This is a genomic window from Paenibacillus sp. FW126-R14, assembly GCF_058789495.1.
The window spans coordinates 82106-107981 of sequence record NZ_JBYTBS010000002.1; the positions used below are offsets into that span (position 1 = coordinate 82106).

General features: G+C 52.3%; 24 protein-coding genes. 9 read left to right on the top strand and 15 right to left on the bottom strand.

From position 1 onward, the window contains the following. Positions 1 to 150 precede the first annotated feature (150 nt). Complete coding sequence (locus AC3WRW_RS01780; protein WP_492544407.1) at positions 151 to 1719, top strand: SWIM zinc finger family protein; 1569 nt, start codon at positions 151 to 153, stop codon at positions 1717 to 1719. Between the two features lie 32 nt (positions 1720 to 1751). After that, positions 1752 to 4631, top strand: coding sequence for a DEAD/DEAH box helicase (locus AC3WRW_RS01785; RefSeq protein WP_492544409.1), 2880 nt, complete (start codon positions 1752 to 1754; stop codon positions 4629 to 4631). A 53-nt stretch (positions 4632 to 4684) separates the two neighbouring features. On the opposite strand, the gene AC3WRW_RS01790 is transcribed toward AC3WRW_RS01785, so the two are convergent. Further along, positions 4685 to 6187, bottom strand: a complete 1503-nt coding sequence (locus AC3WRW_RS01790; protein WP_492544410.1) for a DHA2 family efflux MFS transporter permease subunit — start codon at positions 6185 to 6187, stop codon at positions 4685 to 4687. Positions 6188 to 6332: 145 nt separating this feature from the next. Here AC3WRW_RS01790 and AC3WRW_RS01795 point away from each other — a divergent pair, with 145 nt between their 5' ends. Both AC3WRW_RS01795 and AC3WRW_RS01800 read left to right on the top strand, forming a co-directional pair. Further along, complete coding sequence (locus AC3WRW_RS01795; protein WP_492544412.1) at positions 6333 to 6986, top strand: TetR/AcrR family transcriptional regulator; 654 nt, start codon at positions 6333 to 6335, stop codon at positions 6984 to 6986. 3 nt (positions 6987 to 6989) lie between these two features. Further along, entirely contained in the window at positions 6990 to 7859 is an 870-nt protein-coding gene (locus AC3WRW_RS01800) for an AraC family transcriptional regulator (protein WP_492544414.1), read from the top strand. An 87-nt stretch (positions 7860 to 7946) separates the two neighbouring features. Here AC3WRW_RS01800 and AC3WRW_RS01805 read toward each other — a convergent pair whose 3' ends face one another. Next, complete coding sequence (locus tag AC3WRW_RS01805) at positions 7947 to 9356, bottom strand: HEAT repeat domain-containing protein (RefSeq protein WP_492544416.1); 1410 nt, start codon at positions 9354 to 9356, stop codon at positions 7947 to 7949. Between the two features lie 250 nt (positions 9357 to 9606). Between AC3WRW_RS01805 and AC3WRW_RS01810 the strand changes: the two genes are divergently transcribed. Together AC3WRW_RS01810 and AC3WRW_RS01815 are read left to right on the top strand one after the other, a co-directional pair. After that, positions 9607 to 9930: a UxaA family hydrolase gene (locus AC3WRW_RS01810; protein WP_492544418.1), complete on the top strand. Its 324-nt coding sequence runs from the start codon at positions 9607 to 9609 to the stop codon at positions 9928 to 9930. Positions 9931 to 9951: 21 nt separating this feature from the next. Next, the gene (locus tag AC3WRW_RS01815) at positions 9952 to 11112 is read left to right on the top strand and encodes a UxaA family hydrolase (protein WP_492544420.1); all 1161 of its coding nucleotides are present in this window, start codon (positions 9952 to 9954) and stop codon (positions 11110 to 11112) included. Positions 11113 to 11114: 2 nt separating this feature from the next. Here AC3WRW_RS01815 and trhA read toward each other — a convergent pair whose 3' ends face one another. The 3 genes from trhA to AC3WRW_RS01830 form a co-directional block, all read right to left on the bottom strand. Next, the gene (gene trhA / locus AC3WRW_RS01820; protein WP_492544422.1) at positions 11115 to 11759 is read right to left on the bottom strand and encodes a PAQR family membrane homeostasis protein TrhA; all 645 of its coding nucleotides are present in this window, start codon (positions 11757 to 11759) and stop codon (positions 11115 to 11117) included. Between the two features lie 109 nt (positions 11760 to 11868). Beyond that, the gene (locus tag AC3WRW_RS01825) at positions 11869 to 12501 is read right to left on the bottom strand and encodes a glycerol-3-phosphate acyltransferase (protein ID WP_492544424.1); all 633 of its coding nucleotides are present in this window, start codon (positions 12499 to 12501) and stop codon (positions 11869 to 11871) included. Then, positions 12498 to 13592 (bottom strand): glycosyltransferase family 2 protein, encoded by a 1095-nt coding sequence (locus AC3WRW_RS01830; RefSeq protein ID WP_492544426.1) that lies wholly within the window; start codon positions 13590 to 13592, stop codon positions 12498 to 12500. The genes AC3WRW_RS01825 and AC3WRW_RS01830 overlap by 4 nt, the downstream gene beginning before the upstream one ends. Positions 13593 to 13748: 156 nt before the next feature. On the opposite strand from AC3WRW_RS01830, the gene AC3WRW_RS01835 reads away from it, so the two are divergent. From AC3WRW_RS01835 to AC3WRW_RS01845, 3 genes are all read left to right on the top strand, one after another. Then, entirely contained in the window at positions 13749 to 13925 is a 177-nt protein-coding gene (locus tag AC3WRW_RS01835) for a hypothetical protein (protein WP_171687434.1), read from the top strand. Between the two features lie 41 nt (positions 13926 to 13966). Continuing rightward, the gene (locus AC3WRW_RS01840; protein WP_492544428.1) at positions 13967 to 14728 is read left to right on the top strand and encodes a hypothetical protein; all 762 of its coding nucleotides are present in this window, start codon (positions 13967 to 13969) and stop codon (positions 14726 to 14728) included. Between the two features lie 99 nt (positions 14729 to 14827). After that, positions 14828 to 15703 (top strand): helix-turn-helix domain-containing protein, encoded by an 876-nt coding sequence (locus AC3WRW_RS01845; protein WP_492544430.1) that lies wholly within the window; start codon positions 14828 to 14830, stop codon positions 15701 to 15703. A 20-nt stretch (positions 15704 to 15723) separates the two neighbouring features. On the opposite strand, the gene AC3WRW_RS01850 is transcribed toward AC3WRW_RS01845, so the two are convergent. The 10 genes from AC3WRW_RS01850 to iolE form a co-directional block, all read right to left on the bottom strand. After that, positions 15724 to 16875, bottom strand: coding sequence for a Gfo/Idh/MocA family protein (locus AC3WRW_RS01850; RefSeq protein ID WP_492544432.1), 1152 nt, complete (start codon positions 16873 to 16875; stop codon positions 15724 to 15726). A 355-nt stretch (positions 16876 to 17230) separates the two neighbouring features. Continuing rightward, positions 17231 to 17401: a hypothetical protein gene (locus AC3WRW_RS01855; protein ID WP_492544434.1), complete on the bottom strand. Its 171-nt coding sequence runs from the start codon at positions 17399 to 17401 to the stop codon at positions 17231 to 17233. Positions 17402 to 17454: 53 nt separating this feature from the next. After that, positions 17455 to 18438, bottom strand: a complete 984-nt coding sequence (locus tag AC3WRW_RS01860) for a formylglycine-generating enzyme family protein (RefSeq protein WP_492544436.1) — start codon at positions 18436 to 18438, stop codon at positions 17455 to 17457. Between the two features lie 120 nt (positions 18439 to 18558). Beyond that, the gene (locus AC3WRW_RS01865) at positions 18559 to 19569 is read right to left on the bottom strand and encodes a LacI family DNA-binding transcriptional regulator (RefSeq protein ID WP_492544438.1); all 1011 of its coding nucleotides are present in this window, start codon (positions 19567 to 19569) and stop codon (positions 18559 to 18561) included. A gap of 92 nt (positions 19570 to 19661) precedes the next feature. Continuing rightward, positions 19662 to 20480 (bottom strand): 5-deoxy-glucuronate isomerase, encoded by an 819-nt coding sequence (iolB, locus tag AC3WRW_RS01870; RefSeq protein WP_492544439.1) that lies wholly within the window; start codon positions 20478 to 20480, stop codon positions 19662 to 19664. Positions 20481 to 20501: 21 nt separating this feature from the next. After that, positions 20502 to 21548, bottom strand: coding sequence for an inositol 2-dehydrogenase (gene iolG / locus AC3WRW_RS01875; RefSeq protein WP_492544441.1), 1047 nt, complete (start codon positions 21546 to 21548; stop codon positions 20502 to 20504). After that, positions 21545 to 22423, bottom strand: a complete 879-nt coding sequence (gene fba / locus AC3WRW_RS01880) for a class II fructose-1,6-bisphosphate aldolase (RefSeq protein WP_492544443.1) — start codon at positions 22421 to 22423, stop codon at positions 21545 to 21547. Before fba ends, iolG begins: the two co-directional genes overlap by 4 nt. A 31-nt stretch (positions 22424 to 22454) precedes the next feature. Then, positions 22455 to 23900: a CoA-acylating methylmalonate-semialdehyde dehydrogenase gene (locus tag AC3WRW_RS01885; RefSeq protein WP_492544445.1), complete on the bottom strand. Its 1446-nt coding sequence runs from the start codon at positions 23898 to 23900 to the stop codon at positions 22455 to 22457. Between the two features lie 42 nt (positions 23901 to 23942). Further along, the gene (gene iolC / locus AC3WRW_RS01890) at positions 23943 to 24953 is read right to left on the bottom strand and encodes a 5-dehydro-2-deoxygluconokinase (protein ID WP_492544447.1); all 1011 of its coding nucleotides are present in this window, start codon (positions 24951 to 24953) and stop codon (positions 23943 to 23945) included. Positions 24954 to 24960: 7 nt separating this feature from the next. Continuing rightward, the gene (iolE, locus tag AC3WRW_RS01895; protein ID WP_492544449.1) at positions 24961 to 25869 is read right to left on the bottom strand and encodes a myo-inosose-2 dehydratase; all 909 of its coding nucleotides are present in this window, start codon (positions 25867 to 25869) and stop codon (positions 24961 to 24963) included. Positions 25870 to 25876: the final 7 nt, after the last annotated feature.

The following is a 25876-nucleotide window of genomic DNA, read 5'->3' on the forward strand; positions in this document are numbered from 1 at the left end:
ATTATTACAGTATCAATTGTCAATGCGGCTCTATTCCAATTATGACTATTCTTTTTCTCATTTATACGATAAACAAAATTTACAATATGCTAATCACTATTTATACTAATAAGGTTATAGTTACTCTATTTATGAGCAAGGAGCCAGCCTATGAGTTCTTCCACCGTTTTAAATGATGAAGAGTGGTTAAAGCTGCTCAAATATGTTGCTGAATCTTACACCGATGTAACTCTCAGCCGAGGGTTTACTTATTTTAAACAGGGACAAGTCGTCTCTCTAAACATTACTGACGCTCGTCTGGTCCAAGCAAAAGTGAATGGGTCAGAATCTTATCGTGTTTCGCTCAACCTGAACAAATTTAGAGAAGGCAGCTGCACATGCCCGGTTCACAGCACTTGCAAGCACCAGGCCGCGGTCATGATGGAGCTTGCGGATCGTCTCGGATACCCGGCAACCCAAATTATGAATGCGAAAATGCAGCTCAAACGGGCAGCAGCGCTCGCAACTTCCGAGTCGGCCATTCTTCAACTGGCAACGATATCCGTCCTTGAGTGGCACACGATTCTGGATCAATTTACTTCCCCGGTTACACCGACGTATGACCAAGGCGTGTACGTTCAGGAGCTGCGCAGTCAACTACGGAGGCTGAACAACTATGCGATCCCTTTTTCCGATCGGGACCGGCCCTTTTTTAACTTGCATCAGGAGCTCTTTCTCCAAAGAAAAATACAAGAACAGAAAGCGCAAAGCAGTACAGGCTACTTTACGTCTTCCGCTACTTACAAAATTTACGATGATATTTTGAGCTTGTTGAAGGAACATGCTTCACAATACCTTCATCCAGAGTCAAGCGAGCGCCTGGAGACGACCTTCGCTTATCTCAGAAATCAGATGACTCAGCAGCAAGGGCACAGTTATCATGATTTTGGCGTCTATTCGGCACTTTGGACGGAATGGATTGCTGAAGACGAAACAGCAGCCAAGACATATGCCGCGAAAGAATTAGAAGCAATAACGCAAGACACAGAGGATAACGTTACGTTAACGCCCTCTCTCTCAGCGGCAAAAGCTTACTTGCTCCTCCTCCTGTCAAAACCAAAGGAAGCTTGGTCAGCATTGGAAAACGGCCCCTCCTTCAAAGAAACGCCGACCTATTTTTTCATCGCTTTCTTTGACTATTTGCAGAATACCCTTCAGTGGGAGGAACTCGTACTGTGGTTAAACCAAACGTTGATGTTCTTCAATAATCCGCGAACACGGGAGCTTGATACTTACGCGAGTTATTGGCAGAAAGCGATCGGTCACTTCCCGGAAGCGGAGGAGCTCATGTGGAAAACATTTGAGCAGCTTCTCCCCCGCTCCTACTATCTTATCGAAGACGTTCTCTATAAGCAGGGCAAATGGAAGGCATGGCTGGAGATGCAAATTGTTTTAGGACACGATCCCCTCTTTCACCGGGTCAGCGTGCTGCAGCCCATTGAGAAAGAAGCGCCGCAGCTCCTACTGCCCTATTACCATCAAGCCGTAAACCATTACGTAAATCTCAAAAACCGCCAAGACTACAAGGCTGCCGTCCGGCTGCTAAAAAGGTTGGAAAAAGTGTACAAAAAAATGAAGCAGCCGGGCCATTGGTATACATTTTTGGTCGGTTTCGTAGAACGGCACAGCAGACTGCGGGCTCTGCAAGAGGAACTCAGGAAAGGGAAGCTGCTCGGATGAGGAACGCTATATTGCATGATTTAACAGTAAATATGACACTTACAGAAAGCGGCGACGCTTTATTCTGGGGAGAGCTTGACGGGCGGGAATTGGCTGGCGACAAGCTGCGAAATCTCTTATTCGCATGGCATGGGCCGTCTTTTTACGGGACCGTTCTGGAGCTGCAGCAGGCTGGAGACATTTCGGTCGTCGTTCTGCCAGCGGATTGGGTGCTGCCCTTCTTTGCGAATCCGGTATTTATGGACATCCTGCATGTAGATAACGGGAATACCGCTATGAAAGCGATGCTGGAAGCCGCGCCTCTTCTGTACCAAGAAGTAAAAGAAGGCCGTTATGTGCCCAGTTTGCACGATTTCCGCAGAGGAGCTCTCGGGTGGACGTGGGACGCCGGGTCTGAAGCGCTGAAAACATTGGATTGGGCGGCATTCGAGAGCCTTGATCCTCTTGGCCAAGGGTTTGCCGGCCTTCGGGCAGCGTTTGCCGCCGTTGTCGCTGCGGAGCACTATGCCAGCGAGGCCGCGCTCTCCGATCTTCGCCGGGATTATCCCGCGCTGTTCCTAAGATCGGCTTCCTCCTCCGCGCTGACGGAAGACGAATGGCTCGCCTCTCTTGGCTGGCGGCCGGATATGGCTCCCTTCCGCCCTGCGCTGCAGCTTTTGGAGCCGGATGAAGAAGACGACACTTGGCGTCTGCGCCTGGTGCTTCAAAACAAACAAGATAGTTCCGTGCTGGCGCCGATTCGCCTCTCGGCAGACGGAACGGCCTCAGGCGCATGGGACAGCAGTTGGAGCCCCTATGTGCAGGAACGCTCTGCCGGCTGGGCGGCCCGGCTGGCCGAAGCTCTGCCAAGCGGAAGCAGCGGCACAGCGCTTTTGGCTGAGCCGCTAAGCGATGAAACGGCTTGGACGTTCTTAACGACAGACAGCCGCCACCTATTAGACGGGGGCTGGAATGTCATGCTGCCCGGCTGGTGGGAGGCCGCTTCCAAACGAAAGCCGCGGCTGCGCGCGAAGGTGTCCTCCGAAGCGGGAGGCAAGGCCCAATCGCTATTCGGGCTGAACGCCCTAGTCGACTTCGACTGGCGGATTGCCATCGGCGAAGCCGATCTCAGCGAAGCGGAATTCGCCGCGCTGCTTTCGCGCAATGAGCGTCTGATCCGCTTCCGCGGCCAATGGGTCTATTTGGACCCGGCTCTGCTTGAGCAGATTCGCAGGCTGATGGCCAGTGTTGACCCGCAGGAAGGATTGTCTTTGCTCGATATTTTTCAACTCCATTTGCTCAGCGAATCGGAGCAAGCGAACACGCCGAAGGGAAGCCCGACAGCCGAAGACGATGCTGAACAGGAAGAACGAATCAAACTGGAAGTTGAGTTGAACGGACATCTCATGGCGCTCCTGCGACAGCTCGGACAGCCGTCGGAACTGCAGGCAATGCCAGTACCGGCAGGATTGCGGGCTGAACTGCGCAGCTATCAGCAGGAAGGCTTTACATGGCTGACCTACCTCCGGAAATTCGGACTGGGCGCCTGCTTAGCGGATGATATGGGCCTTGGCAAAACGATTCAATTTATTACGTATTTGCTGCATCACCAAGCGGAATCCGAGCAGCCCGCTCTGCTCATTTGCCCAACCTCGGTACTCGGCAACTGGCAGAAAGAGCTGTCGCGTTTTGCCCCGGATCTTAAGGTTTTGCTCTACTACGGCAAAGGGCGGTTAAGCGGCGAGGCGCTGTCAGAGGTGCTGCAAAACACCGACATCGTCCTGACCTCTTATACGACCGCATTGATGGAGCAAGAAACGCTGCAGGAAACGGTATGGAGCTCCCTTTGTCTAGATGAAGCGCAAAATATTAAAAACGCTCAAAACAAGCAATCCGCAGCGGTCCGCTCCCTAAAAGCAAAGCACCGGATCGCCCTGACGGGTACGCCGATCGAAAACCGGCTGTCAGAGCTTTGGTCGATCTACGATTTCCTGAACCCCGGCTATCTGGGGAACCAGCGCGGCTTTCAGCATCGTTTCGCAAATCCGATCGAAAAGCATCAGGACGAAGAGCGAACGCTTCAGCTCCAGAAGCTCGTCAAGCCTTTCATGCTGCGCCGGAAAAAGAACGATCCTGCGATCCAGCTCGATTTGCCGGATAAGCTCGAGACGAAGGTCTACCTGAATTTGACCGCGGAGCAAGGAGCGCTCTACGAGCAAGCGGTCAAACAGCTCATGGAACGGATGAAAAAGCTGGAAGGCATGGAGCGCAAAGGCGCGATCCTGTCTGCGTTAACCCAGCTTAAGCAGCTGTGCGACCATCCGGTCTTGCTGACCAAGGAGACTCCTCTTTCCGAGGACAGTCTGCACGCCGAAAACAGCCGGGAAGCTTTCATCACGCGCTCGGCGAAGCTGGAACGGCTCGTTGCCATGGTTGGCGAGCTGCGGGACGAAGGCGACTCCTGCCTGATCTTTACGCAGTATGTCAGCATGGGCAAGCTGTTGGCCGATATTTTGCAGGCCGAGCGGAACGAACCCGTCCTGTACCTGAACGGCAGCACGCCTAAACAAGAACGCGACAAAATGATTGACTCGTTCCAGGCCGCTGACGGACCCGGGATCTTTATTTTGTCGCTAAAAGCAGGCGGTGTCGGTCTCAATCTAACCGCCGCGAACCATGTGTTCCACTTTGACCGCTGGTGGAACCCGGCCGTGGAAAACCAAGCCACAGACCGCGCCTACCGGATGGGGCAAAAAAGGAATGTGCAGGTACACAAATTTATCTCTTTGGGCACTTTGGAGGAGAAAATCGACGAAATGCTGGAGAGCAAGATGAGTCTGAGCGAAAACGTTATTTCCACATCGGAAGCGTGGATCACCGAACTCTCGAACGAAGAGCTTCATGATTTATTCGCTCTGCGCAAGGAATGGTAATGAATAAAAGGCTGCCCCGTTGTCCGACCAGACACGAGGCAGCCTTTTTTTGATTAGTGCAAAGCTTCTAAAGCAACTTCGCGTTTGCCTTCCTTGGCATCCGGCTGCTGCTTGCCGCGCCGCAGGAACAGACCGAGGAAAATACCGCCGACGGCGATGAAAAGCATGACGCGGAATGTGTAGCCGAACGCTTCAGGGGCCACGGCCAGCATCGCTTTTTGCATATCGGCAGGACCTGTGATCGCAATTTTCTGCTCGCTGATCAGCGTCGTGACGCGCGAAGAGAGAACCGTAACCAGCGTAGCCACTGCAAATGAGTTGATCACCTGCTGCATCGCGCTTGTTAGAGAGGTAACACGGCTGACCAAATCTTGCGGGGCTTTCTTGATCAAATGCGAATTGAGCGGCATCATCATTAGCCCCATGCCGGCACCGGCCATAATCAGCGGCAGAAGCAGGTCTTTACCTTCGGTCGTTAAATCGACATGCGAATATTGATAGATCGCGCCTGAAACCAGCGTAAGTCCGACAACTACCAACCAACGGACACCGATTTTATCGAACAAGTAACCGCCGATCGGCATCATGATCCCGGAGGCAATCGCTTGCGGGAACAGCGTCAATCCTGTATCAAACGCCCCGTATCCGCGGGCTTGCTGCAAGAATTGCGGCAGCAGGAAGATCGCTCCGAACAAGCTGAATTGCAGCACCCACTGCACGAAAATACTAAAGGAGAAATCCACAGACTTGAAAACACGAAGCTCCAGCAGCGGAGTTTTGGCTTTCAGCTCAACAATGATGAAAGCGATCAAGGCGACTGCGCCGATGATCATTCCGCCCAGCGCCTTCTCTGACGTCCAGCTCTCTGCGCCTTGAGTAATCCCGTAGGATAGCGCGGCGAAAGCGATCGGCCCGAGGATCATACCAGGCAAATCGAACCCCGGAACGGCTTTGCGTCCAACGGAAGGAAGCTTCCATAATCCAAAGATGAAACTGAAAATACCGACTGGCAAATTAATCAGGAAAATCCAATGCCATGAATGATACTCAACAAGCCAGCCTGCCAGGATCGGGCCAATCGCAGGAGCAAGCAGGATCGGCACGCCGAGCATGCCCATCACTTGCCCGATTTTATTCGGCGGACTCAAACGGAACACGTACGCCATAGCGACCGGCATTACGAAACCGCCGCCCAAGCCTTGCAAAATACGGAAAACAATGAGCCATTCCGCGCTGTTCGGCGTTGCGCACAGGACGGAAGCCACGGTGAAAAGAACAACGGAAGTCAAAAACACTTGTTTTGCGCCAAAACGGTCGGATAACCATCCGGCAAGCGGAATAACCGCAGCAGTTGCCAGCATATAACCTGTAACGGTCCACTGAATCGTCGGCAAATCGGTTTTAAAATCGATCACCAGCCTCGATAAAGCGACGTTCATCGCCGTCGAATCCAGGATAACCATGAAAATACCTGAGATGATGGCGATCAGTGGAACTAAAATGCTTGTAATCTTAAATACCGGCTCCGCTCCTCCGGATATTGATGGTTGACTCATTGACTAGCTCCTCCTTCGACAATAACACATAATCGTGTTACAATTATAAACGGACAATTGTCCGCTACATCATAATACGGACAATTGTCCGCAAAGTCAAATGTTTCTTTTATGAAGAGGAATCGTTTGTTCAGGAGGAGTAGGCATGAAGCATCCGGAAGACCATGAAAATTCGTTATATGAAGACAACATAGAGACAGCTCCACTATGCGGACGACGCGAGGAACGCGATTCGGAATACCGCCAGCGCATCCTTTCCTCGGCCCGTACCCTTTTCAAAACCCATAATATTGAAAACGTCACCATGCATCAAATTGCCAAAGAGGCCGGCGTTGGCCAAGGCACGCTGTACCGCCGCTATGCTCATATCGGAGATGTATGCAGCGACTTGATACGTTCCACCACAACCCAGTTCCTTGCTGCTCTTGAAGCGGATTTGGCTGAACCCAAGCCTGACGTGGCCGCTATGAAGCAACTGTCCGATTTTATTTATCAAATGATCGATTTTGTCGATGATAAGGCCCCCCTGCTTGCGACGATCGTTTCGATGCACACGGATAAACGCAGCTTCAGTCTGCATAAAAAACCGCTTTTTGTGAGGCTGCGCAGCCTGCTCGCTCCACTTTTAGAGCTGGCTGTCGAGCAAGGAGAAATTCAGCCGATCGATGTGACATTGACCGTCAATACGATTCTAACTTCCCTTATTCCTGATAATTACTTATATCACAGAGAAGTTCTGGGCTATACGAAGGAGCAGTTTGCTGAGGGCATTTGCCGGATTTTCGTGAAAGGAATATAGGGCATGAAGACAGGCATGAACATGAACGCAAGCGAGCGCACATTTTGGAAGAAATATCTCGCCAAGGCGAAGCTGGATTTGTCCTACGCGGCTTACACCAAAGTCCAAAAGTCATGGCAGGACGAGAACCCCGCTTGTCCGTTTAACCGGCTTTATTTTATACGCGAGGGCGAAGGTTATGTGAAGATCGGGAATACCACTTATTACCCGAAACCGGGAGAGCTGTATTTGCTTCCAGCCGGCAGCGATCAAGCCTATGGGACGATAAGCGATCATACCTTCGGGAAATACTGGTGCCATTTTACGGCAAAAATCGGGGATTTGGATCTGTTCCAGCTCTTGCAAACCTCCCCCTGCATGAAAGTTCAAAATCCGGACGAACTGGAGCAAACGTTTGAACAGTTGATCGCTTACAGCCAGAGCGACAGTTTAACCTCGGAATTCCGGGCTTACTCGATTCTGATGACTTTTATTGCGGATTTTATCGAACAAAATCCATCTGTCAAGCTAAATCTGACCTCCACGCCTACGTTTGAGAAAATGAACAAAGTTCTGCTCTACATGGAGGAGCATCTCGCCGATAATGTGTCCGTGGACACGCTGTCCCGGCTTGCGCATTACCATCCCAATTATTTTATAAACGCCTTCAAGCAGTTTACCGGCTATTCGCCCATTCAATACATGAATCATCTGCGTTCCGAAAAAGCCAAAGATTTGCTCATGACGACGGAAATGAACGTGTCGCAAATCGCCGATGCCCTCGGGATGGAATTATCGTATTTTTCCCGCATGTTCCGCGAGCAAACCGGCTTTAAACCAACGGCTTTCCGCGATTTGAAGCCAAAAACCATTGAGATGAATGAGTCCTTATAAAAAAAATAAGGCCGTCTCCAAGCCATGAAGATTGGCTGAGAGACGGCCTCTTTCGTATCCTTGCGTTTGCCGGCTGCAAAGATGATTTTACGGATAAAAAGCGTTGGCCTTCGTCGTTGTGGAGCACCAGCGGTTGTTCAACAGGAACCGGATGAGCGACTTTGTAGCCCGCTCCGTGCCAATGTAGTTCAAGGATTCCGCAGCATGCGCGCGGACATACCGGTTCTCGTCGTCCAGCGCGATTTCCAATTGCGGAACGGCAGCCTCAGCCTCAGCCCCTAAGCGGGACAAGGACAGGCTGGACATGAAGCGAACCTGCGCATTGGCATCCTGAAGGCCTCTGGCCAAACTGGAAACGACGCTGTCCAGCGGCGATGTCATAAATCCGAGCGAGTCCACCACGGCGCAGCGGATTTTATCCTCGGGATGATCGAGCAGCTTCGTTAATGCAGGAACCGCTTTGGCGGCGCTCTCCCTCAACTCGCCCAGCGCAAAAACAGCATGCGTTACCGTATCGGCATTCTCATGGTTCAGCGCAGCTATCAACCCGTCGACCGCCTCGCTTCCTGAAACCGACAAGCCGTAAGCGGAAATTCGGGATACATTCGCATCATCGCTAAGCAGTCCTTCCAGCAAAGCATCGACGCCGGACTGCCCTCTGCGCGCGAGATCATAGGCCGCATTGATGGCAGCAGGCTCAGGACCGCCGAGTTTACCCGCCAATTCCTGAATTTGCTGCGGATCTGACGCCGCTTTTCCGGCCAAGCTGCCTACTTCCCCGAATAACCAGTTCCATGTCTCTTCCCACATGAGATCGTGATTGGCAAGCGGAGTGAGCAAGTTGGCAGGCCGCTTCCATTCGCGCTCTTGATTGTTCCAGCTCGGCTGCTTGGGCATTTCGGTGCGCATAAACTCGAACTTCAGCATATAGCGCGGCTCTCCCAAAATGTTCGGCGTGGAACGGTGCCAAATATCGTAATGAATCAGCGCGAACGTGCCGGCCTCTCCGCTGGCCAATACTTCTCCCGGGTGCTCATTCGAATCGAATGCCCGTTTCTGATGATTTTGCGTGCCCGGCATGATGCCCGTAGGCCCCAGATCCACAGGCGTATCCTGCGGGAAATACATAATCATGGCCCAGTTCGGGTGATGATTGCGCACGCGGTCATATCCCCAATAGCTGTCCTTATGCCAGCCGCCCGCAGTCGGCAGCGCATTGAAATGTCCATGTCTGTGCGCATGCATCATATAGTTCGGACCTAATACGCTGGTTAACGCACCGGTAACGACGGGATGATCGAATACTTTTTGCAATTCCCGGATGCGGGGCAATAAATTGTTGCCGGGATTCCCCTCTTCCGCGTACACCGTATTTAATTGCTCAAGCAGATTGGCGTGAAACGCCCGGGAAAAATCGGTTTTCAGAATGAGACACCCGTTTGTAATGAACTCTCTCATTTGCTCGTCAGTCAATAATAAAGGTTGCTGCTCCTGCATAGTTTCTGCCTCCTTATGGCGTGTGTGGAATGCTGTAACATACCCCTATTATAGAAAAGACGATGGAGATACTTAATAGACATTCTTAATCAGAGATAGCACAAAACTAAGATAACATCATACCAACATTTTTAATGAATCGATCATCTTAATCTTGTGCTAACATGCCTGAGAAAAGTACTTATCTACGGCTATCCCGTTCCTTAAACTGAAAGTTGTACAGAGAATGAAGGCTGGAAGGAGGCTTACTATGGCGCATGACTTTAGTCAAGGAACAGATAGTCTGGTGATGAACGAAAAGGACGATGTCGCAACCGTACTCCGCGATGTCAACCGCGGCGAGTCCATTCATTTTTTAAAGGATACCGTCTTGCAAACGCTGCCGTTACAGGACTCCGTCCCGTTCGGGCATAAAGTGGCGATCCGTCTCATTAAGCAAGGTACCGAGGTATATAAATATGGAGAAATCATCGGCAGAGCAACCCGCGATATTCAAGCAGGCGAACATGTTCATGTGCATAATATCGAAGGAACGCGCGGCCGCGGCGATATGGCGAGAGCGGATGTTTCTTAAACAGGTCAAGGAGCGTGCGAAATGACGACAATCATGGGTTATCCAAGAGCGAATGGCGATATCGGCATCCGCAATCATTTAATCATTATCCCGACGGTGATTTGCGCCAATCACGTGTGCAACCGGATCGCTCAGATGATTCCGGGGGCTGTTGTTATTCCGCATCAACACGGATGCAGCCAAATTGGGGACGACAAAAACAGAACTTTTGAGGTGTTAGCCGGAACCGGGAAAAATCCGAATGTGGGCGCAGCCATCATTATCAGTTTGGGCTGCGAGGTCATCGACCCTGCTGCACTGGCCGAAGTCATCGGGGCGACTGGCAAACCGGTAGAGGTGTTTGATATTCAATCCGTCGGGGGTTCTGTCAAAGCGATACAGCATGGCACGGAACTGGCCAAACGCATGCTGGCTCAGTTGGCTCAGCAGCCCAAATCTCCGGTTCCGCTCAATAAATTGAAAGTAGCGGTGAAATGCGGCGGCTCGGACGCCACTTCGGGCTTGGCCTCCAACCCGGCTTTAGGTGTTGCTGCCGATACATTGATGGATGCCGGAGGCAGCATCGTAATCGGGGAAACAACGGAAATTATCGGCGCCGAGCACATTCTGGCCGGCAGGTGCTCGTCTCAAGCGACGAGCGACAAGCTTTACCATGCGATCGAACGCTTTGAGCGGGAGATTGAACGGATGGGGGCCGATATGCGCGGAGGCAATCCGAGCCCCGGCAATATCGCCGGGGGACTCTCCACAATCGAGGAGAAATCGCTTGGCTGCATCAGCAAATGCGGGACGCATCCGATTGAGGACGTGATCGGCTATGCGGAGCAAATTCCCGAGCACGGATTGTACTTTATGGATTCGCCGGGCAACGACATCGAATGCGTATCCGGTATGGCGGCCGGCGGCGCGCACATCGTCTGTTTCACGACGGGCCGTGGAACGCCTACGGGCGCAGCCGTCGTCCCGGTAGTCAAAATTACGGCGAACAAATTCACTTATTCGAACATGGAAGATAATATGGATGTGGATGTGAGCGAAATGCTGGCCGGCACCTTGCAGCTAGAGCAAGCCGGAGCACGCATTTGGCAGGAAATCTGCAATGTCGCCGAAGGCAAACTGACGAAATCGGAAATTCTCGGCCATCAAGAATTCAGCATTAACCGGATCGGGCCGAGCTTATAGAATTAAAGGACTGCCGGCATCACGAACGCGTACACGACGATAAAATGGCAGCCGCTGCCGGCAACGACGAACACATGCCAAATGGCATGATGATAGCGTAATTTCCGCCATAGAAAAAATAAGAGTCCGATGCTGTACAAAATGACGCCCGCTACGATCCATTGGATAGCAATCACAGGAAGCCTTTCCTGCAGCGGCGCAATGAACGAAGCCATCAATCCTGCAAGCAGCAAATACAGAAGCAGTCCCCAAGGGATAAAACGCCGAATAATAAATTGAATATAGCGAACGCCAACCAAAGCGAGCGTCCAAATCAGCAACAGCATGGAGTAGCCGAGCGTTCCTTGCAGCGTAATCATGAGGAAAGGCGTGTATGAGCCGGCAATGGCGATAAAAATCGCGGCATGATCCAGCACTTCAAAGCGTGCCCCCCACTTGCGCGAGCGGGAACAATGCAGGAGTGTCGATGATAAATACACCATGCAAAAGGAGAGGCCGTAAATCATATTGCTTATGGTATAAGCGATATCGCCAAACATGGCGGCGCGCTGAAGCAGCAGTACGAGTCCGAAGGCGCTGAGCGCCGCGCCGATGCCATGGCTCAAGGCATTTAACCGTTCCTCTTTTAAGTGAAGGCTGTTATCCATGCGAAGGGGTCACTCCTTTCTGATTATCCCTAGTTTTTCCCTTGGTCGGGACTAGTATGTAATCAGATCGAAGCGACCCTTATGCTTGCAGCTGAGGCTCTGGCTTTCGTTATTCGCCGCCAGGCTCAGCGTGTTTCTTTTTAAGAAAAAAGGCAAGCTCCTTTCGATGCTTAAACGATATCAACGCGAAATTCCCCAGCCAAATCCACAGAATCGCGCTCTGATATCCGCCCAGGTACAAATATACGCCTAGAAGCAGCATGCCGAGCGTCACCTGCAAGCCGTCTGCCTCAGGGGATGTGCGCCGGCTTCTAGCCAGCAGCTTCGCGGCCGCCATGCCGACAGCCAAGATCACCGCCAATGCGAGCGAAGCCTCGAAACGCGTCAGCGCGCTCCAAACGCCGAACGTAACCGCGATTGCTTTGCCGCCCTTCCCCTTTAGAAACGGCGAGAACGCATGCCCGAAAACAGGCGCCAGCGCAATGGGAATGAGCGCATAGCCCTGAACACGGGTATGTTCCAAGTTAAATCCGAAGATCCAACCGAGAATCAGATATCCTTTTAAAAAGTCGAGAATAATGCCTGCAAGCCCTAGCTGATACCCCGCTGCTCTCCACAAATTTAAGGCGCCCGGATTTCCATCTCCCACGTATTTAAGGTTGTGCCTGCCCATTCGTCCAAGCCAATAGGAAAACATCAAAGATCCGGATAAGAAAGCGCAAGCCGTCCAAAGGATGGTCATAGCTCCCGCCTGCTTCCTACCTTGACCTGCCTTCCCTTCCATGCCACATGGCCCAGAAACACAACCTGATACACCGAGTACAGCATGACAATGATAAAAAATAACGTCGAGCATATATGCAGCACAGGCATAATGAATCCAAATACACCGACATACCTGACAAAGTAAAAGAGCTGCAGCATATAAATCAAATAGCCCATGAACAGCGGCAGCCACCAAGACGTATGGAGGAAGAAAAAGAACGTTTCCGATACAATCAATCCGGCAACCCAACAAGCAATCAGGAGGATGGTTCCGCTCTTCATCTTGGCTGTGCCCAGCGCGGCTCCTTTGCCGAAGCCTTGAATTTGGCTTGCCATCCCCTGTGCATACATGCGAAAGGAAACAAGCCCGCAGCCGATGAAATTCGTCACTTCGATCCCCGCTTTGCGGAAAGCGGCTCCGAGATTCAGGTCATCCAGCATCTCCGCTTTAATACTTTCATGTCCTTTAATTTTCTCGTAATCTTCTCTCGTCGTTAAAATGCAGGAGCCGTAAAGCCCCTTATTGGGGTTATTTTTCTCAAAAGGGGACGTGAAAGCAAATACCCCCAGGAAATTAAAAATAAGAGCAAGCCTTTCCGTGAACTTCACCGTGTAGTGATAAGGTACGACGGATATAACGCCCCCTGCTTGATGTCTTGCCATGATCAGCGATTCGAGCGCTCTCGGCACCAGCCGGATGTCGGCATCCAGAAAAGCGATCATATCCCCGGTGGCATGCAAATAACCATTCCAGACGGCCCAGTTTTTTCCTGTCCAGCCTTGAGGTAGACTGGGGTTGGAAATGACCGTAACCCCGTAACTTTCCGCAATTTCCTTCGTGTCATCCTCCGAAAAATCATCCACCACGATAATTTCATACGGTTCCAGGGTTTGTATCTTGAGCGCATGGAGCAGATGCGGCAAATTGCAGGCTTCATTCCTCGCCGGAATAATGACGGACACCTTGACTTTGTCCGCTCCCGGCACATAACCTGCCCGGATTACATTTTTCCTAAACAGCACAAAACCGGAGAGACACCCGATTACGCAAATCAACGCAATCACCATCCCAGAAACCTCCTCTATCGCTATGATTGAAATCCCCGTTTCTGAATCGGAAATCCGGCTTGTATTGATGTATATGAGGAGAGAAGTCGCCGCATACGAACATTTCTGCGATTGTGTTATAATGATCCATATCAACTTATTTGGAGGCAATTTGACATGAAAATTTACGTCATCCTCTCTTTCGACGGCGAAGAAATGGAAAATGTTTATGTAGGCCCGGACGAGGAAAAAGCGCTGTCGCTAAAGCCAGCCGACTTCGATAACTGCGAAGCCCTGTTCGTGGAGATTTGGGAAGACGGCGAGAAAACCGATGACTACCGGTTAGAAGAATAATGCATTTTATGACATAAATACATAGAAAGGCGGCACCGAACATGGTTCATGCATTCACTATTCAGCCCCAGGCGTATACCAGCTTCGAAGATGAAACCGAGCAGCTGGAACAGTGTAAGGAATGGGGCTTGCTTTCCGAGAAAGCGGCCAAAACAAAAGCATTTTTCTACAAAGGCAGCGGCATGAATATGCCATGCAGCATCGTCGGCTTCGTAGATAAAATGACCGCTGTCATTGAATTCGACAATAAACAGCTGCACTGCATCCATCCTTCTTATTTGAAAGAGATGCAGGCGGCCAATTACAGCCAAAGACTTACGGGAACAGCTGACGAAGATACTGCTGGAGCCGAGGCTGCTCAGTCAGACAGCGATGCTCCGGCAGCCGTCGTGGAAGCTGCGACAGAAGACGGCACCACTGCCGTGCAAGAAACCGAGGAAGCTAAAGCACCGAAAACCAAACAGCCGAAAGAAAAAACGAAAAAAGAAAAAGCCCCTAAGCTTGAGCTGCCTGAGGATAAAGTGAAAATGATAGCGACGGTTCAGGAATTTACGACCGTACCGAACAACTTCTCAGATAATGACGATGAGGTTGTCATCTACGAAGCCGTTTCCATAACGGAGCCCGCGATGGAAATCGGCACAGCTTGGTCCAGCCACAGCAACACGCTCAAAAAGCTGGAACTCGCAATCGGCGATACGATCACTTTCGAATGCAAAATCGTGGCCAAGAAGCTTAGTAAGCATCCTGTGCCGTACAAGATCAACAATCCTGCTAAATTACAAAAGGTAACGGCGGAGTAACCCGCCTTGCCTCATTCCAAAAAGCTTAATCCATCAGCATGCTTATGCCGGGATTAAGCTCTTTTAACGCTGCCGGAGCAGCAGAGGGACGTGTTTCCTATGGCGTACATCCAAAATCTTAACTTCAGCGAAAGCCCGCTCTACTTTGCCTATCGCCGCCAAACGATCGGCAACGAACAGTTTCACGGCACCTTTCATGCTCATCAAGGCGTTGAAATTCTCTTCGTTCATGAAGGTCACGGCACGCTGATCGTCGATCAGAAGAGCTATGAAGTCAAAGCAGGCATGCTGTGCGTCTTCCAGCCTTATCAGCTTCACCACATTCAGGTGAATCCGGACACGCCGTTCATCCGCTCGATTGTCCATTTTGAGCCGTTTTTATATGAGCCTTATTTTGAAAGGTGGCCGAGTCTGCTCGCTTTCTTTAAGCAAATGCACAATAGCAAGCTGCCCGCGCCTTGCATGTACAATATCGGCGAGCCGGAGTCGCTGCTTTCCCTCTTTCCAAGCTTGAACGAGAAAATACCGAGCCTCTCCAAGAAAGACTATGTTGAGGAGTTCTCTTTATTTCTGGTCGCTTTTTTTCGGGCTTTCCGGCCAATTTGGGAACGCAGCGAAGTGCAGTTCGACTCCGGACCCACCCGCCACAAGCATCAGGCAGAGCGCATCATGCGCTGGCTGGAAGAACATTACACCGAGCCGCTTCGCCTTGAGCATATGGCCGGCGAGCTTCACCTGTCTCCCTACCATCTGTCTCACTTGTTCAAAGAATGCACAGGAAGCTCCATATCCGATTATGTAACAGCGCGCAGAATGCAGCAGGCTGTCATGCTGCTGACTTCAAGCGAACAGTCGATTGCCCAAATCGGCGAGACCATCGGCATTACGAACTGCTCCTACTTCTGCAAAATGTTCAAAAGCCGAATGGGCAGCACGCCTCATCAATTCCGGCTGCAGTGGCAGAAACAGCGTTGACTATGCCTGCCTCGACGTCCCTATTTGTAAGTGCTTCCAGTAGTAATCGCCGCAGCTTCGAAATTTTCGACCGACTTCTTTTTTTCATAGAAATGGGTCGCATTCGCTTGCACGCCTGCTCGCGTATAGAAGGCATCCTCCGGACCGATCGGGAACTTCACCGGTTGTCCCGTACTTGCCGATTTATAGATGGCGGTAATTAATTCAAGCGTTTGCCGGCCGCTAATGCCGTCGATCAACACCGGCGAACCCGTTTCAATCGCTGTCAGCACATTGTCAATTTGGCCTGCATGGCCTTCATGCGCGACTTCCGGCAGACTGTCATAGTAATCCTGCAGCTGCGACTCCAGCTCCGGGTTAGGCTCAGGGAAGCCATTCGCTTTGGAAAGCGAGGCTTTCACCTTCCACGGTGCGGACACGCGCGCTTTGGCCCCTTGGAAAATCAACTGCTGCTCTTCCCCGTGATGAACGACGGAGGAGGTCAGTTGCCCCAGGGATCCGTTCGGATAGCGCAAAATGCCGATCGAAATATCTTCAACCTCGGCATTATCGTGAGCGACATTGCTCATCATTGCCTGTACTTCGCTCGGGCTGCCCATCATCCACAGCAAAGCATCGATATGATGCACCGCATGGTTCAGCGTCGGGCCTCCGCCTTCTTTCTCCCATGTACCGCGCCACCATAGATCATAGTACGAATGGCCGCGCCACCAGAACGAATCGACCTGCACATGCAGGATGTTCCCGATGAGCCCGCTGTCCAGAACCGATTTCATTTTCATCATCGGCGTTTTGAAGCGGTTTTGCGCTACGACGGACAGCAATTTCCCCGTGCGCCGCGCCGCTTCATTCATCATATCGCATTCTTCGAGCGAAGACGCCATCGGCTTTTCCACCATCACATGCATGTTTGCCTCCATGCACTCAACTGCCAGCGAGGCATGGGTATATGGCGGCGTACAGATGGAAACGAGATCGATCCCCTCTGCGAGCAGCTCTTTATAATCTTTTACAGCTTTGGCATTCAGCCCGTAATGGTCAATTCTCTCCTGAGCCTTCTCCACATAAATATCGCTAATCGCCACAATTTGGCAGCGATCCGGAAATTGTAAATACGCTTCGATATGTGCGGTCGAAATCGCTCCCGACCCGATAATGGCTACCTTCAGCATGCAAATTCCCCCTTTGGCTTCTTGGATCAAGCTTATCAGGATTTTTTTGCCAAATGTACGCACATCTTGTGAAAAAATACGGCTATTTTGCGGTTGCAGTCAGCTGATATTGCCATGCTAGGCGCTGGATTGCTTGGATTGGTAGAAAAGATTTTCCTGGATGTTGGATTAACTGGAGAAACTCCTGTTATTTGTTAGCGCCAGCCGCGGTTTCAAGCAAATAACTGCAATTCTCCCGTTAATTTGCGCTTGAACTGATCATTTGAAGTGATCAGGCTGATTTTACGGGAGAAATTCCCGTTAAACATTCCAGAATCGACGATGAGTTGAAATTAGCTGGAGTTTTTCCAGCTAATTAATGCTTCATCTTTCGTCTGGCTTCCAATTCCTTCTTCAGGGCATGCTCAACAGATTCCGCGAGAATATCGAATTTCTCTGCAACCGAATAACCCAGCACGACTCCGCAGTGCGTACACTTATGCAGTTGCAGATCCGTCATGTTGGAACAATTTCTACACTTGATCACCGTAAACCAAACCTCCTAGAAAGAACGAATTGTAGACTGCACAGAAAATCACATTACTCGGCATCCGCCGCACAGCGGAATCCGATATTTCCAGTCGAGCTGTCCGGCGTGTTCTTGCTCCGCGCGGCCACCCGGTACCTGTTGCAGTACGATTTGTGGCACAAGTAGGAACCACCGCGCATCACGCGGGCTTGGCCGTTCGGAGGTCCAGACGAATTCACGCGTTTGGCTTTGACATGATAGTCCGGGCTGAACCAGTCCGAACACCACTCCCAAACGTTGCCCGAAACGTTATACAAACCATAGCCGTTAGGCTCGAACGCTCTAACCGGCGCAGTGCCCGCATATCCGTCGCTGGCATTATTTTTGACCGGGAATTTCCCCTGCCAAATATTGCACATATGCCGGCCGCCCGGCTTCAGCTCGTCCCCCCATGGGTAGCGCTTCTGCACCAAGCCGCCGCGAGCTGCGTACTCCCATTCGGCTTCCGTGGGAAGCCGCTTGCCGGACCATTTGCAGTAAGCCAGCGCATCTTGATAGGACACATGAATAACCGGGTGATCCCACCGATCCTCTACATTGGAATCGGGTCCTTCCGGGTGCAGCCAATCCGCTCCTTCCACAACCCACCACCACGGGGTTTGCTGAACGGCGGATTTCACTTTCTGAGCTGTCGCTTCGGACACAAATAAGTGAAAGACGAAGGACCAGCCGAACGATTCCGCTTCCGTCCGATACCCCGTTTGATCAACGAATTGCTTGAATTCCGCATTGGTTACCGTACAAGGATCTATGTAAAATGGCTTGACCGTTACCTCTCTGACCGGCCCTTCGCCATCGGCAGGGAAACCTTCTTGGTCGTCCGTCCCCATGAGGAATGCGCCGCCGCTCAAATAGATCATGCCCGACTTGTCCAAGGCTTGGCTGACGACAGGGCTATTCGCAGGCTGCGGAACTTGGGCCGCAGCCTCAGTACCCGGCTGAACTTGATCTGCCGAATCCCGGCTTGCTGAACAACAGGATTGATTGGCTTTCAAATAAAGCTCCTCCTCTTCATTTTGCAAAGAAATGATATGCTTTTCTATACAACAAGGATATCACCTTCCATGTCAACAAGAAAGGACCCGTCGACAACCTAATCGACGGGTCCTTTCTTCTTATCCGCTAATCGCGGCGGTGGACTTGCGTATCACAAGCTCCGGCTTAAGCACTTGCGCAAGCTTGGTCTCCGACGGATTCGCCAGCTGCGCGATCAAAAGATCAACGGCCAGCTTCCCCATCGCCTCAATCGGCTGAGCGATCGTTGTCAAAGGCGGGTCTGTCACGGAGGCCAATATAGTATCGTCGAAGCCGACGATCGACACATCCTCCGGAACGCTCAAACCTAAACCTTTGGCTGCCTGGAGTGCGCCGATGGCGAGCAGGTCGTTACAGCAAAAGATCGCCGTAGGACGCTCTTCCTGCTGGAGCAGCTCCAGCGCTTGGCGCTTGCCGTCCCGAAGCAGATCGAAGCCGCCGGACTTTACCCAGGCTTCCGGAAGTTCAAGGCCCGCGCCCGTTAACGCTTCGCGGAACCCGCGAATCCGCTCCCGGGAGGAGCTGACCTTCAAATGCTCGGCCAGCACGCCAATGCGGGTATGGCCGAGCTCCAGCAAATGCTGCGCTGCCAGTTTGCCGCCTTCGAAGTCCCCGACATGCACACTCTGCACATAGGGACTCGCCATCTCCCGGGCGATGGAAACGATCGGAATCGACTTATTCGTCAATGGAGTCAGCAGCTCCATATTGTCCATGCCAGTCCCGATGATCATGCCGTCCACGCTTTTTTGCTGCAGCAGCGTCAAATACCGCTCAATCCGCTCATCCTCATTATGCGTAGAGCAGATGACGATGCTGTAGCCGAGCTTGTGTCCTTGATCTTCAACCGCATGCGCAATTTCCGCGAAAAAAGGATTGGAAATATCAGGGACGAGCAGCCCCAGCGTGAACGTTTTTTTGCCGGTCAAGGCTGCAGCAATGACGCTTGGCCGATAATTTAACCGTTCCATAACGTGAAAAATTTCATTGCGCCGCTCCTCGCTGATTTTCCCCTTCCCGTTAATGACCTGCGAAACCGCGGCTATCGAAACACCCGCTTCGCGGGCTACATCATATATGGTTGCCTTCATGCGCTTCTCCTATCGTTGATTCTTCCACATTAGATCATTAGATTCTATTATGCTCAGAAGGCACCCAAGTTGCAACCCGCGTAGTGCAGCCCTTATTCGCGAGGCTTGGTCATCAGCCAGGCGTGATCGGGATCGTTATGGAACTTCCATGTCCTCACAGGACCGGCCATGACGTTCAAATAGTAAACTTCGTACCCTGGAGGCGCGCACACGGGATGATAGCCTTTAGGCACCAGCACGGTTTGACCGTCGCGCACGACAAGCGTCTCGTCCAGCGAGCGGTCGTCCGTGTACACACGTTGAATGGCAAAGCCCTGCTCAGGTTGAACGTGGAAATAATACGTTTCCTCCAACAGCGATTCATCGGGGAGCGAATCCCGGTCATGCTTATGCGGCGGGTAGCTGGACCAATGCCCCTCAGGTGTAAACACTTCCACGACCAGCAGGCTGTCAGCCGGCTCCTGTTCAGGGAGTATATTATGAATCCTGCGCTCGATATTCCCGTACCCGCGAGTCTCGACGCCGACCTGCGCCGGTGCGATCAATCTGGCCGGATAACGGCCAAAGCCGGGAGCGGCGCACACCGCCAGCTCTAACTCCGTCAGCGCTTGAACCTCGTAGAAATCGTCGTTCGGCACATAAACGGAATAGGGCGGAATCTGCTCAAACACGCTCATCCGCTCGCCGATAGCTGACCACGATTGGAGCTTGGTGGCAACATCCGCTTTCCCGCTCAAAAGAACGAGACAGATTTCATTGCTGCCCGTTTCGCGGCGCAGCACTTGGCCTTGAGCAAGCTTGACAACCTGGAACCCTACATATTCCCATCCGGCAGACGCCGGTGTGACGGTTAGGACGACACCTTCCTTATCCCCCTCATGCGCTTTTACGATCAGATTTGAATCCGCCATGATATCCCTTTGCCTCCTGTCTTATGATTGAGCTACGGGCTGCTGCGACCGCAGCTCGCTGAGTTCACTGATTTTCACCGGACGCTTCAGCAGGCTGGAAAATTTAGCCGCCAACGCGATGCGTTCGGCTTGCAATCCGTCGAACCCTTCGACAGGCAGCGCGTGACCGTTCACTAAGCTGTCAATGAACATTTGAGTTTCAAGGGTATAGGCCGCATTATAACGCTCCAGGAAGAAATGCAGCGGTTTATCCCGCGTGATGCCCTCGGCCGTGGAGATTTCTGCTGTATTCGGATGATCGTTGGTTACGGCGACACTGCCTTTGGAGCCGAAAACTTCGACCCGCTGATCATAGCCGTACACCGCCTGACGGCTGTTATCGATGACGCCGAGCGCACCGTTAGCAAAGCGCAGCGTCACAATGGCCGTATCCACGTCGCCATGCTCCGCGAAGACCGGATCGATCAGCACATTCCCCTGCGCATACACTTCCTCCACTTCGCTGCCGGTAACGTACCTGGCCATATCAAAGTCGTGGATCATCATATCCATGAAAATGCCGCCGGACACTTTAATATAATCCGGATGCGGAGGATTCGGGTCGCGCGATGTGATTTTCACAATATGCGGCTGTCCGATCGTTCCGCTCTGCACATGCTCGCGCACCCGTATAAAGTTATGATCGAACCGGCGGTTGAACCCGATTTGCAGCTGCACGCCTGCTTGACGCACGGCATCCAGCGCCTCTTCGGTCTGCGCAATGTCCATCGAGACCGGCTTTTCACAGAAAATGTGCTTGCCCGCCTTCGCCGCTTGCTTAATCAGCGGAACATGCGTATCCGTCGACGAACAAATAAACACTGCATCAATGTCCGGATTGGCGATTAACGCCTGGCTGTCCTGAACGACCTGCTCGATGCCTCTCTCCGCTGCCCAGGCTTCCAATTCCGCTCCGGCAAATAAATCACTGACAGCAACAACTTCAACTTGCGGCAATCTCAATAAATTATCGGTATGAATTTTTCCGATGCGTCCCGCACCGATGATGCCAACTCTGATTTTCTTCATCTTACGTTCCCTCCCGCTTTGCCAGCACTGCCAAACAAACGTATTTTCGCTTTAACGGACGCCTTAATCGCTTCCCGCGCAGGGATCATATAATTGCGCGGATCGTAAGCTTCCGGGTGCTCTTGTAAAAAGCTGCGAATGGCCGCTGTGCAGGCTGCTTGATTATCTGTGTTGACATTGATTTTACAAGTCCCCAAAGCAATTGCCTGCCGAATCTCGCTCTCCGGCAGACCGCTGCCGCCATGCAGAACGAGCGGCAAACCGGTTAACCGCTGAATTTCTCCCATCCGGTCGAAGCCCAGCTTAGGCTGACCCCGATAGGGACCGTGGACGGAACCCAGCGCAGGCGCTAAGCAGTCAATCCCCGTCTCATACACCAATTTAACGCAATCCTCCGTCACCGCGTACATGCCCTCGGCTTCATCCACGACCAAGTCGTCCTCTCGTCCGGTAATTCTGCCAAGCTCCGCTTCCACGCTTGCCCCAAGGACATGGGCCATTTGCGTGACCCGGTTGGTCACGTCGATGTTCTCGTCCAGCGAAGCGTGCGAGGCGTCGATCATCACCGAAGTGAACCCGGCGTGAAGCGCCTTGACGCACACTTCATAGGTTGAGCCGTGATCCAGGTGCAGGGCGACGGGCACGGTAATGCCATAATGCTCGATGAGCGTATTGACCATCCCCACAATGCAGGGGAGACCGCCCATATACGGGATGTATGGCTCGCTGACACCGAGAATGACAGGCGCCATTTCTTCCTGAGCCGCCTGCAGGATCGCCTGTGTGAACTCTAAGTTGTTCAAATTAAACTGCCCGACGGCATACTGCTCTTCAAGCGCCTCTTGCAGCATATTTTTCATCGAAACCAGCGCCATGCCTTCCACTCCTTCACTATCTCTCGTTCAATTACCAGCGGGCTGTGACCATTTTCTTGCGCGTATAAAATTCAACGCCATCCATGCCGTTCGCATGAAGATCGCCATAGAACGATTTCTTCCAGCCCGAGAACGGGAAGAACGCCATCGGAGCCGGTACGCCCAGGTTGACGCCAAGCATCCCGGCATCAATCGTATCCCTGAACTGTCTTACCGCGCTTCCGCTATCTGTGAAAATGCAAGCGCCATTCGCAAAGTCCGAACGGTTAGCCAAATCGATCGCTTCCTCAAGGGAATCCACACGTACGATGGACAGCACAGGCGCAAAAATTTCGTCTTTCCAAATTTTCATATCACACTGCACTTGGTCAAAAATCGTGGGCCCTACGAAATAGCCTTCTCCGCTTGCAGCCGTATCTTTGCGTCCATCGCGCAGCAGCAGCGCGCCCTCTTGCTCGCCGGTCTGAATGTATTGAAGCGTACGCTCTTTATGCGGTCCGCGAATGACAGGTCCCAGGAAAATGCCCTCTTCATTGCCGTTGCCGATCGTAATATGGTCCGCTGCGTCGACCAGCTTCTGAACGAGCTTATCGCCCACATCACCGACAGCGACGACGACCGAGCACGCCATACAGCGCTCGCCTGCGGAGCCGAAGGAAGCATTAATAATTTCTTTGACCGTCAGCTCCAGGTTCGCATCCGGCAGGACGATGGAATGGTTTTTGGCGCCAGCCAGCGCCTGCACGCGTTTCCCGTGCGCAGAAGCGGTTTTGTACACATATTCAGCGACAGGCTGCGACCCTACGAAAGATACCGCCTTAATGCCCGGATGTTCCAAAATGCCGTTCACCACATCATGTGCGCCATGAACGATGTTCAGCACGCCATCCGGCAAGCCGGCTTCCATAAACAGCTCGGCCAATCGGTTGGCCAGCAGCGGCGTCCGCTCGGACGGCTTCAAAACAAACGTATTTCCGCAGGCAATCGCGAGCGGGAACATCCAACACGGCACCATCATCGGGAAGTTGAATGGCGTAATGCCGCCTACAACACCGACGGGATAGCGATACATGCCGGACTCCAAGCCCGTTGCGATGTCCGGAAGCTGCTTGCCCATCATCAGGTTGGGCGCGCCCGCAGCGAATTCGACGCATTCGATCCCGCGAAGCACTTCACCGTAAGCTTCCGTGTAGCTTTTGCCGTTTTCTTTGGTCACGAGGCGCGCCAGTTCTTCCCAATGCTCGACCAGCAGCTGCTGATATTTGAACAGCACGCGGGCTCTGCGCGGAACAGGTGTAGCGCTCCATGTCTTAAAAGCGGCGCTTGCCGCTTGCACGGCTTGATCCACGTCCGCTTTTGTCGAAAAAGGCACATACGCAATTATTTCTTCGGTTGCCGGATTCATTACGCCTTCGGTTTGGGTTGCGGTTGACTCTACCCATGCTCCGCCAATCAAGTTTTTCAATACTTGTGTCATCGTCGGTTTCCCCTTTCGTTGTTGCCTGTTTTGGATTATCGTTTATGAGGCTGTGATTTCATTGCGGTTGCAGCGTTCTATATAGTCCTCGACCTGATGGACAGTAGGCATGGCATCCGAGCAGCTGTGGCTGGAAATGACGATGCAGGCCGCCGCGCTTCCGAATTCCATGCTCTTCTCAAGCGTCCAGCCCTGCATGACGCCATACAGGAAGCCTGCGGCATAGGAGTCACCCGCTCCGAACGTCTTGACGACTTTAGCCGGGAAGCTCTTCGCCCGGTGCCCTTGATCATCCTGCGTATAAGCGATGGAGCCTTCTTTCCCGTGCTTGATGATGACAATTTTAGCCGCATGGTCAAACCATTTGGAAGCCGTCGCTTTGTCGTTGGAAGACGCGTTATTTTCGAAGCATTCCATCATATCGAATTCTTCGCGCGTTCCGAGAATGATATCGCATTTTTCAGCGGCAAGATTGTAATAAACGGCCGTCTCTTCCGGCGATGTCCATGTATATGGGCGGTAATCCAAATCGAAGACGATGACGGCGCCATGCTTTTTGGCATAATTCAAGGCCTGGAAGACCGCTTCCCGCGATGGGCTTTTGGCAAGAGCCGTCCCGGAAATGAGCAGCACTTTAGATTGAGCGATGAGCTCTTCTTGAACTTCTTGCGGCGTCAGTTTGAGGTCCGCTGCGTTGTCGCGGTACATCAGAATGCTGCAATCGGTTGGGCTTTTAATTTCTGTAAAAGCAAGTCCCGTCACAGCACCGGTCGTATCGGTGACAACGCCTGTCGTTTCGATCTGGTTGCGCTGCAGATAGTCCGTAATAAATCGGCCCATCTGATCGTTAGCGACTTTTCCGATAAAAGCTGTACGCTGACCCAATCGCGACATACCGATTGTAATGTTCGCAGGCGATCCGCCAACATATTTAGTGAACGTCATCGTTTCTTCCATCGGCCGGTGAATTTCGTTTGCGTTCAAATCGATGCACAAACGTCCGATAGCTACAAAATCAAGCGGCTTATTCGTAGGAAAAGATACATAAGTCATGGCTTCTCTACCTGCTTTCTTGGGATATGAGCGATTGGATGTAATCTAGCGACTTCTTCGCGTACTCGTATGCCGGATGTTCCGCAGGGTCCTGCTCCCCTTCGAGCATCGCCCACCCGCTATATCCGCGGTCCAGCAGCTCCCGGAAAATCGGCGCGAAATCCAGGCAGCCATCGCCCGGTACGGTGAACACGCCCCGCCGGATGCAGGTGACGAAATCGCTGTTCGCCGCACGCGCTTCATCGAGGACATCCTGACGGATATCCTTCAAATGAATATATGCGATTCGGTCGTAATGCTTACGCAAAACGTCAAGCGGGTCCGCACCGCCGTAATAGGCGTGTCCCGTGTCAAACAACAGATACACAAGATTAGGGTCGGTCAGCTCCATTAGGCGGTCGATTTCTCCCGGCTGCTCCACAGCCGTTCCGCCGTGATGATGATATGTCAGCTTCAAGCCGTATTCCTGGGCAATGGCTCCGGCTGCATTCAGACCTTCGGCCAGCGAGCGCCAAGCGGCTTCATCGAAGCGCAGCACTTCCTTCTCATACGACGTACGACGGGGATCAAAATGCAGCGAGCCTCCGACCTCGCAGGTGGAAATAACGGTGCTGCCCATTTCATGCAGGAACTGAACATGCTTGCGATACGCCTGAAGCTCCTCCTCGCGGTAAGCCGGATCGGAGAACAGCACCGATTTCCACTGCGATGTTAGGCTAATGCCGCGCTTCGCAAGCTCGGCTTTCAGGACGGCCGGATCGTTCGGGTATTTGCGTCCCATCTCTGTACCGGTTAACCCTAAAGCCTGAATGTCGTCAACAATTTGCTCAAATGTAGTGTCAGCGCCGTGTTCCCTGACGTCCTCGCCGACCCAGTTAATCGGATGAATGCCCAGCTTAAAAGGCAGTTTTCCCATGCGTGGT

What these genes read in the sequence shown, in the direction of transcription:
- AC3WRW_RS01780 (WP_492544407.1), top strand. Translation starts at nt 151, where the DNA reads ATGAGTTCTTCCACCGTTTTAAATGATGAAGAGTGGTTAAAGCTGCTC.
- AC3WRW_RS01785 (WP_492544409.1), top strand. Translation starts at nt 1,752, where the DNA reads ATGACACTTACAGAAAGCGGCGACGCTTTATTCTGGGGAGAGCTTGAC.
- AC3WRW_RS01790 (WP_492544410.1), bottom strand. Translation starts at nt 6,187, where the DNA reads ATGAGTCAACCATCAATATCCGGAGGAGCGGAGCCGGTATTTAAGATT.
- AC3WRW_RS01795 (WP_492544412.1), top strand. Translation starts at nt 6,333, where the DNA reads ATGAAGCATCCGGAAGACCATGAAAATTCGTTATATGAAGACAACATA.
- AC3WRW_RS01800 (WP_492544414.1), top strand. Translation starts at nt 6,990, where the DNA reads ATGAAGACAGGCATGAACATGAACGCAAGCGAGCGCACATTTTGGAAG.
- AC3WRW_RS01805 (WP_492544416.1), bottom strand. Translation starts at nt 9,356, where the DNA reads ATGCAGGAGCAGCAACCTTTATTATTGACTGACGAGCAAATGAGAGAG.
- AC3WRW_RS01810 (WP_492544418.1), top strand. Translation starts at nt 9,607, where the DNA reads ATGGCGCATGACTTTAGTCAAGGAACAGATAGTCTGGTGATGAACGAA.
- AC3WRW_RS01815 (WP_492544420.1), top strand. Translation starts at nt 9,952, where the DNA reads ATGACGACAATCATGGGTTATCCAAGAGCGAATGGCGATATCGGCATC.
- trhA (WP_492544422.1), bottom strand. Translation starts at nt 11,759, where the DNA reads ATGGATAACAGCCTTCACTTAAAAGAGGAACGGTTAAATGCCTTGAGC.
- AC3WRW_RS01825 (WP_492544424.1), bottom strand. Translation starts at nt 12,501, where the DNA reads ATGACCATCCTTTGGACGGCTTGCGCTTTCTTATCCGGATCTTTGATG.
- AC3WRW_RS01830 (WP_492544426.1), bottom strand. Translation starts at nt 13,592, where the DNA reads ATGGTGATTGCGTTGATTTGCGTAATCGGGTGTCTCTCCGGTTTTGTG.
- AC3WRW_RS01835 (WP_171687434.1), top strand. Translation starts at nt 13,749, where the DNA reads ATGAAAATTTACGTCATCCTCTCTTTCGACGGCGAAGAAATGGAAAAT.
- AC3WRW_RS01840 (WP_492544428.1), top strand. Translation starts at nt 13,967, where the DNA reads ATGGTTCATGCATTCACTATTCAGCCCCAGGCGTATACCAGCTTCGAA.
- AC3WRW_RS01845 (WP_492544430.1), top strand. Translation starts at nt 14,828, where the DNA reads ATGGCGTACATCCAAAATCTTAACTTCAGCGAAAGCCCGCTCTACTTT.
- AC3WRW_RS01850 (WP_492544432.1), bottom strand. Translation starts at nt 16,875, where the DNA reads ATGCTGAAGGTAGCCATTATCGGGTCGGGAGCGATTTCGACCGCACAT.
- AC3WRW_RS01865 (WP_492544438.1), bottom strand. Translation starts at nt 19,569, where the DNA reads ATGAAGGCAACCATATATGATGTAGCCCGCGAAGCGGGTGTTTCGATA.
- iolB (WP_492544439.1), bottom strand. Translation starts at nt 20,480, where the DNA reads ATGGCGGATTCAAATCTGATCGTAAAAGCGCATGAGGGGGATAAGGAA.
- iolG (WP_492544441.1), bottom strand. Translation starts at nt 21,548, where the DNA reads ATGAAGAAAATCAGAGTTGGCATCATCGGTGCGGGACGCATCGGAAAA.
- fba (WP_492544443.1), bottom strand. Translation starts at nt 22,423, where the DNA reads ATGGCGCTGGTTTCGATGAAAAATATGCTGCAAGAGGCGCTTGAAGAG.
- AC3WRW_RS01885 (WP_492544445.1), bottom strand. Translation starts at nt 23,900, where the DNA reads ATGACACAAGTATTGAAAAACTTGATTGGCGGAGCATGGGTAGAGTCA.
- iolC (WP_492544447.1), bottom strand. Translation starts at nt 24,953, where the DNA reads ATGACTTATGTATCTTTTCCTACGAATAAGCCGCTTGATTTTGTAGCT.
- iolE (WP_492544449.1), bottom strand. Translation starts at nt 25,869, where the DNA reads ATGGGAAAACTGCCTTTTAAGCTGGGCATTCATCCGATTAACTGGGTC.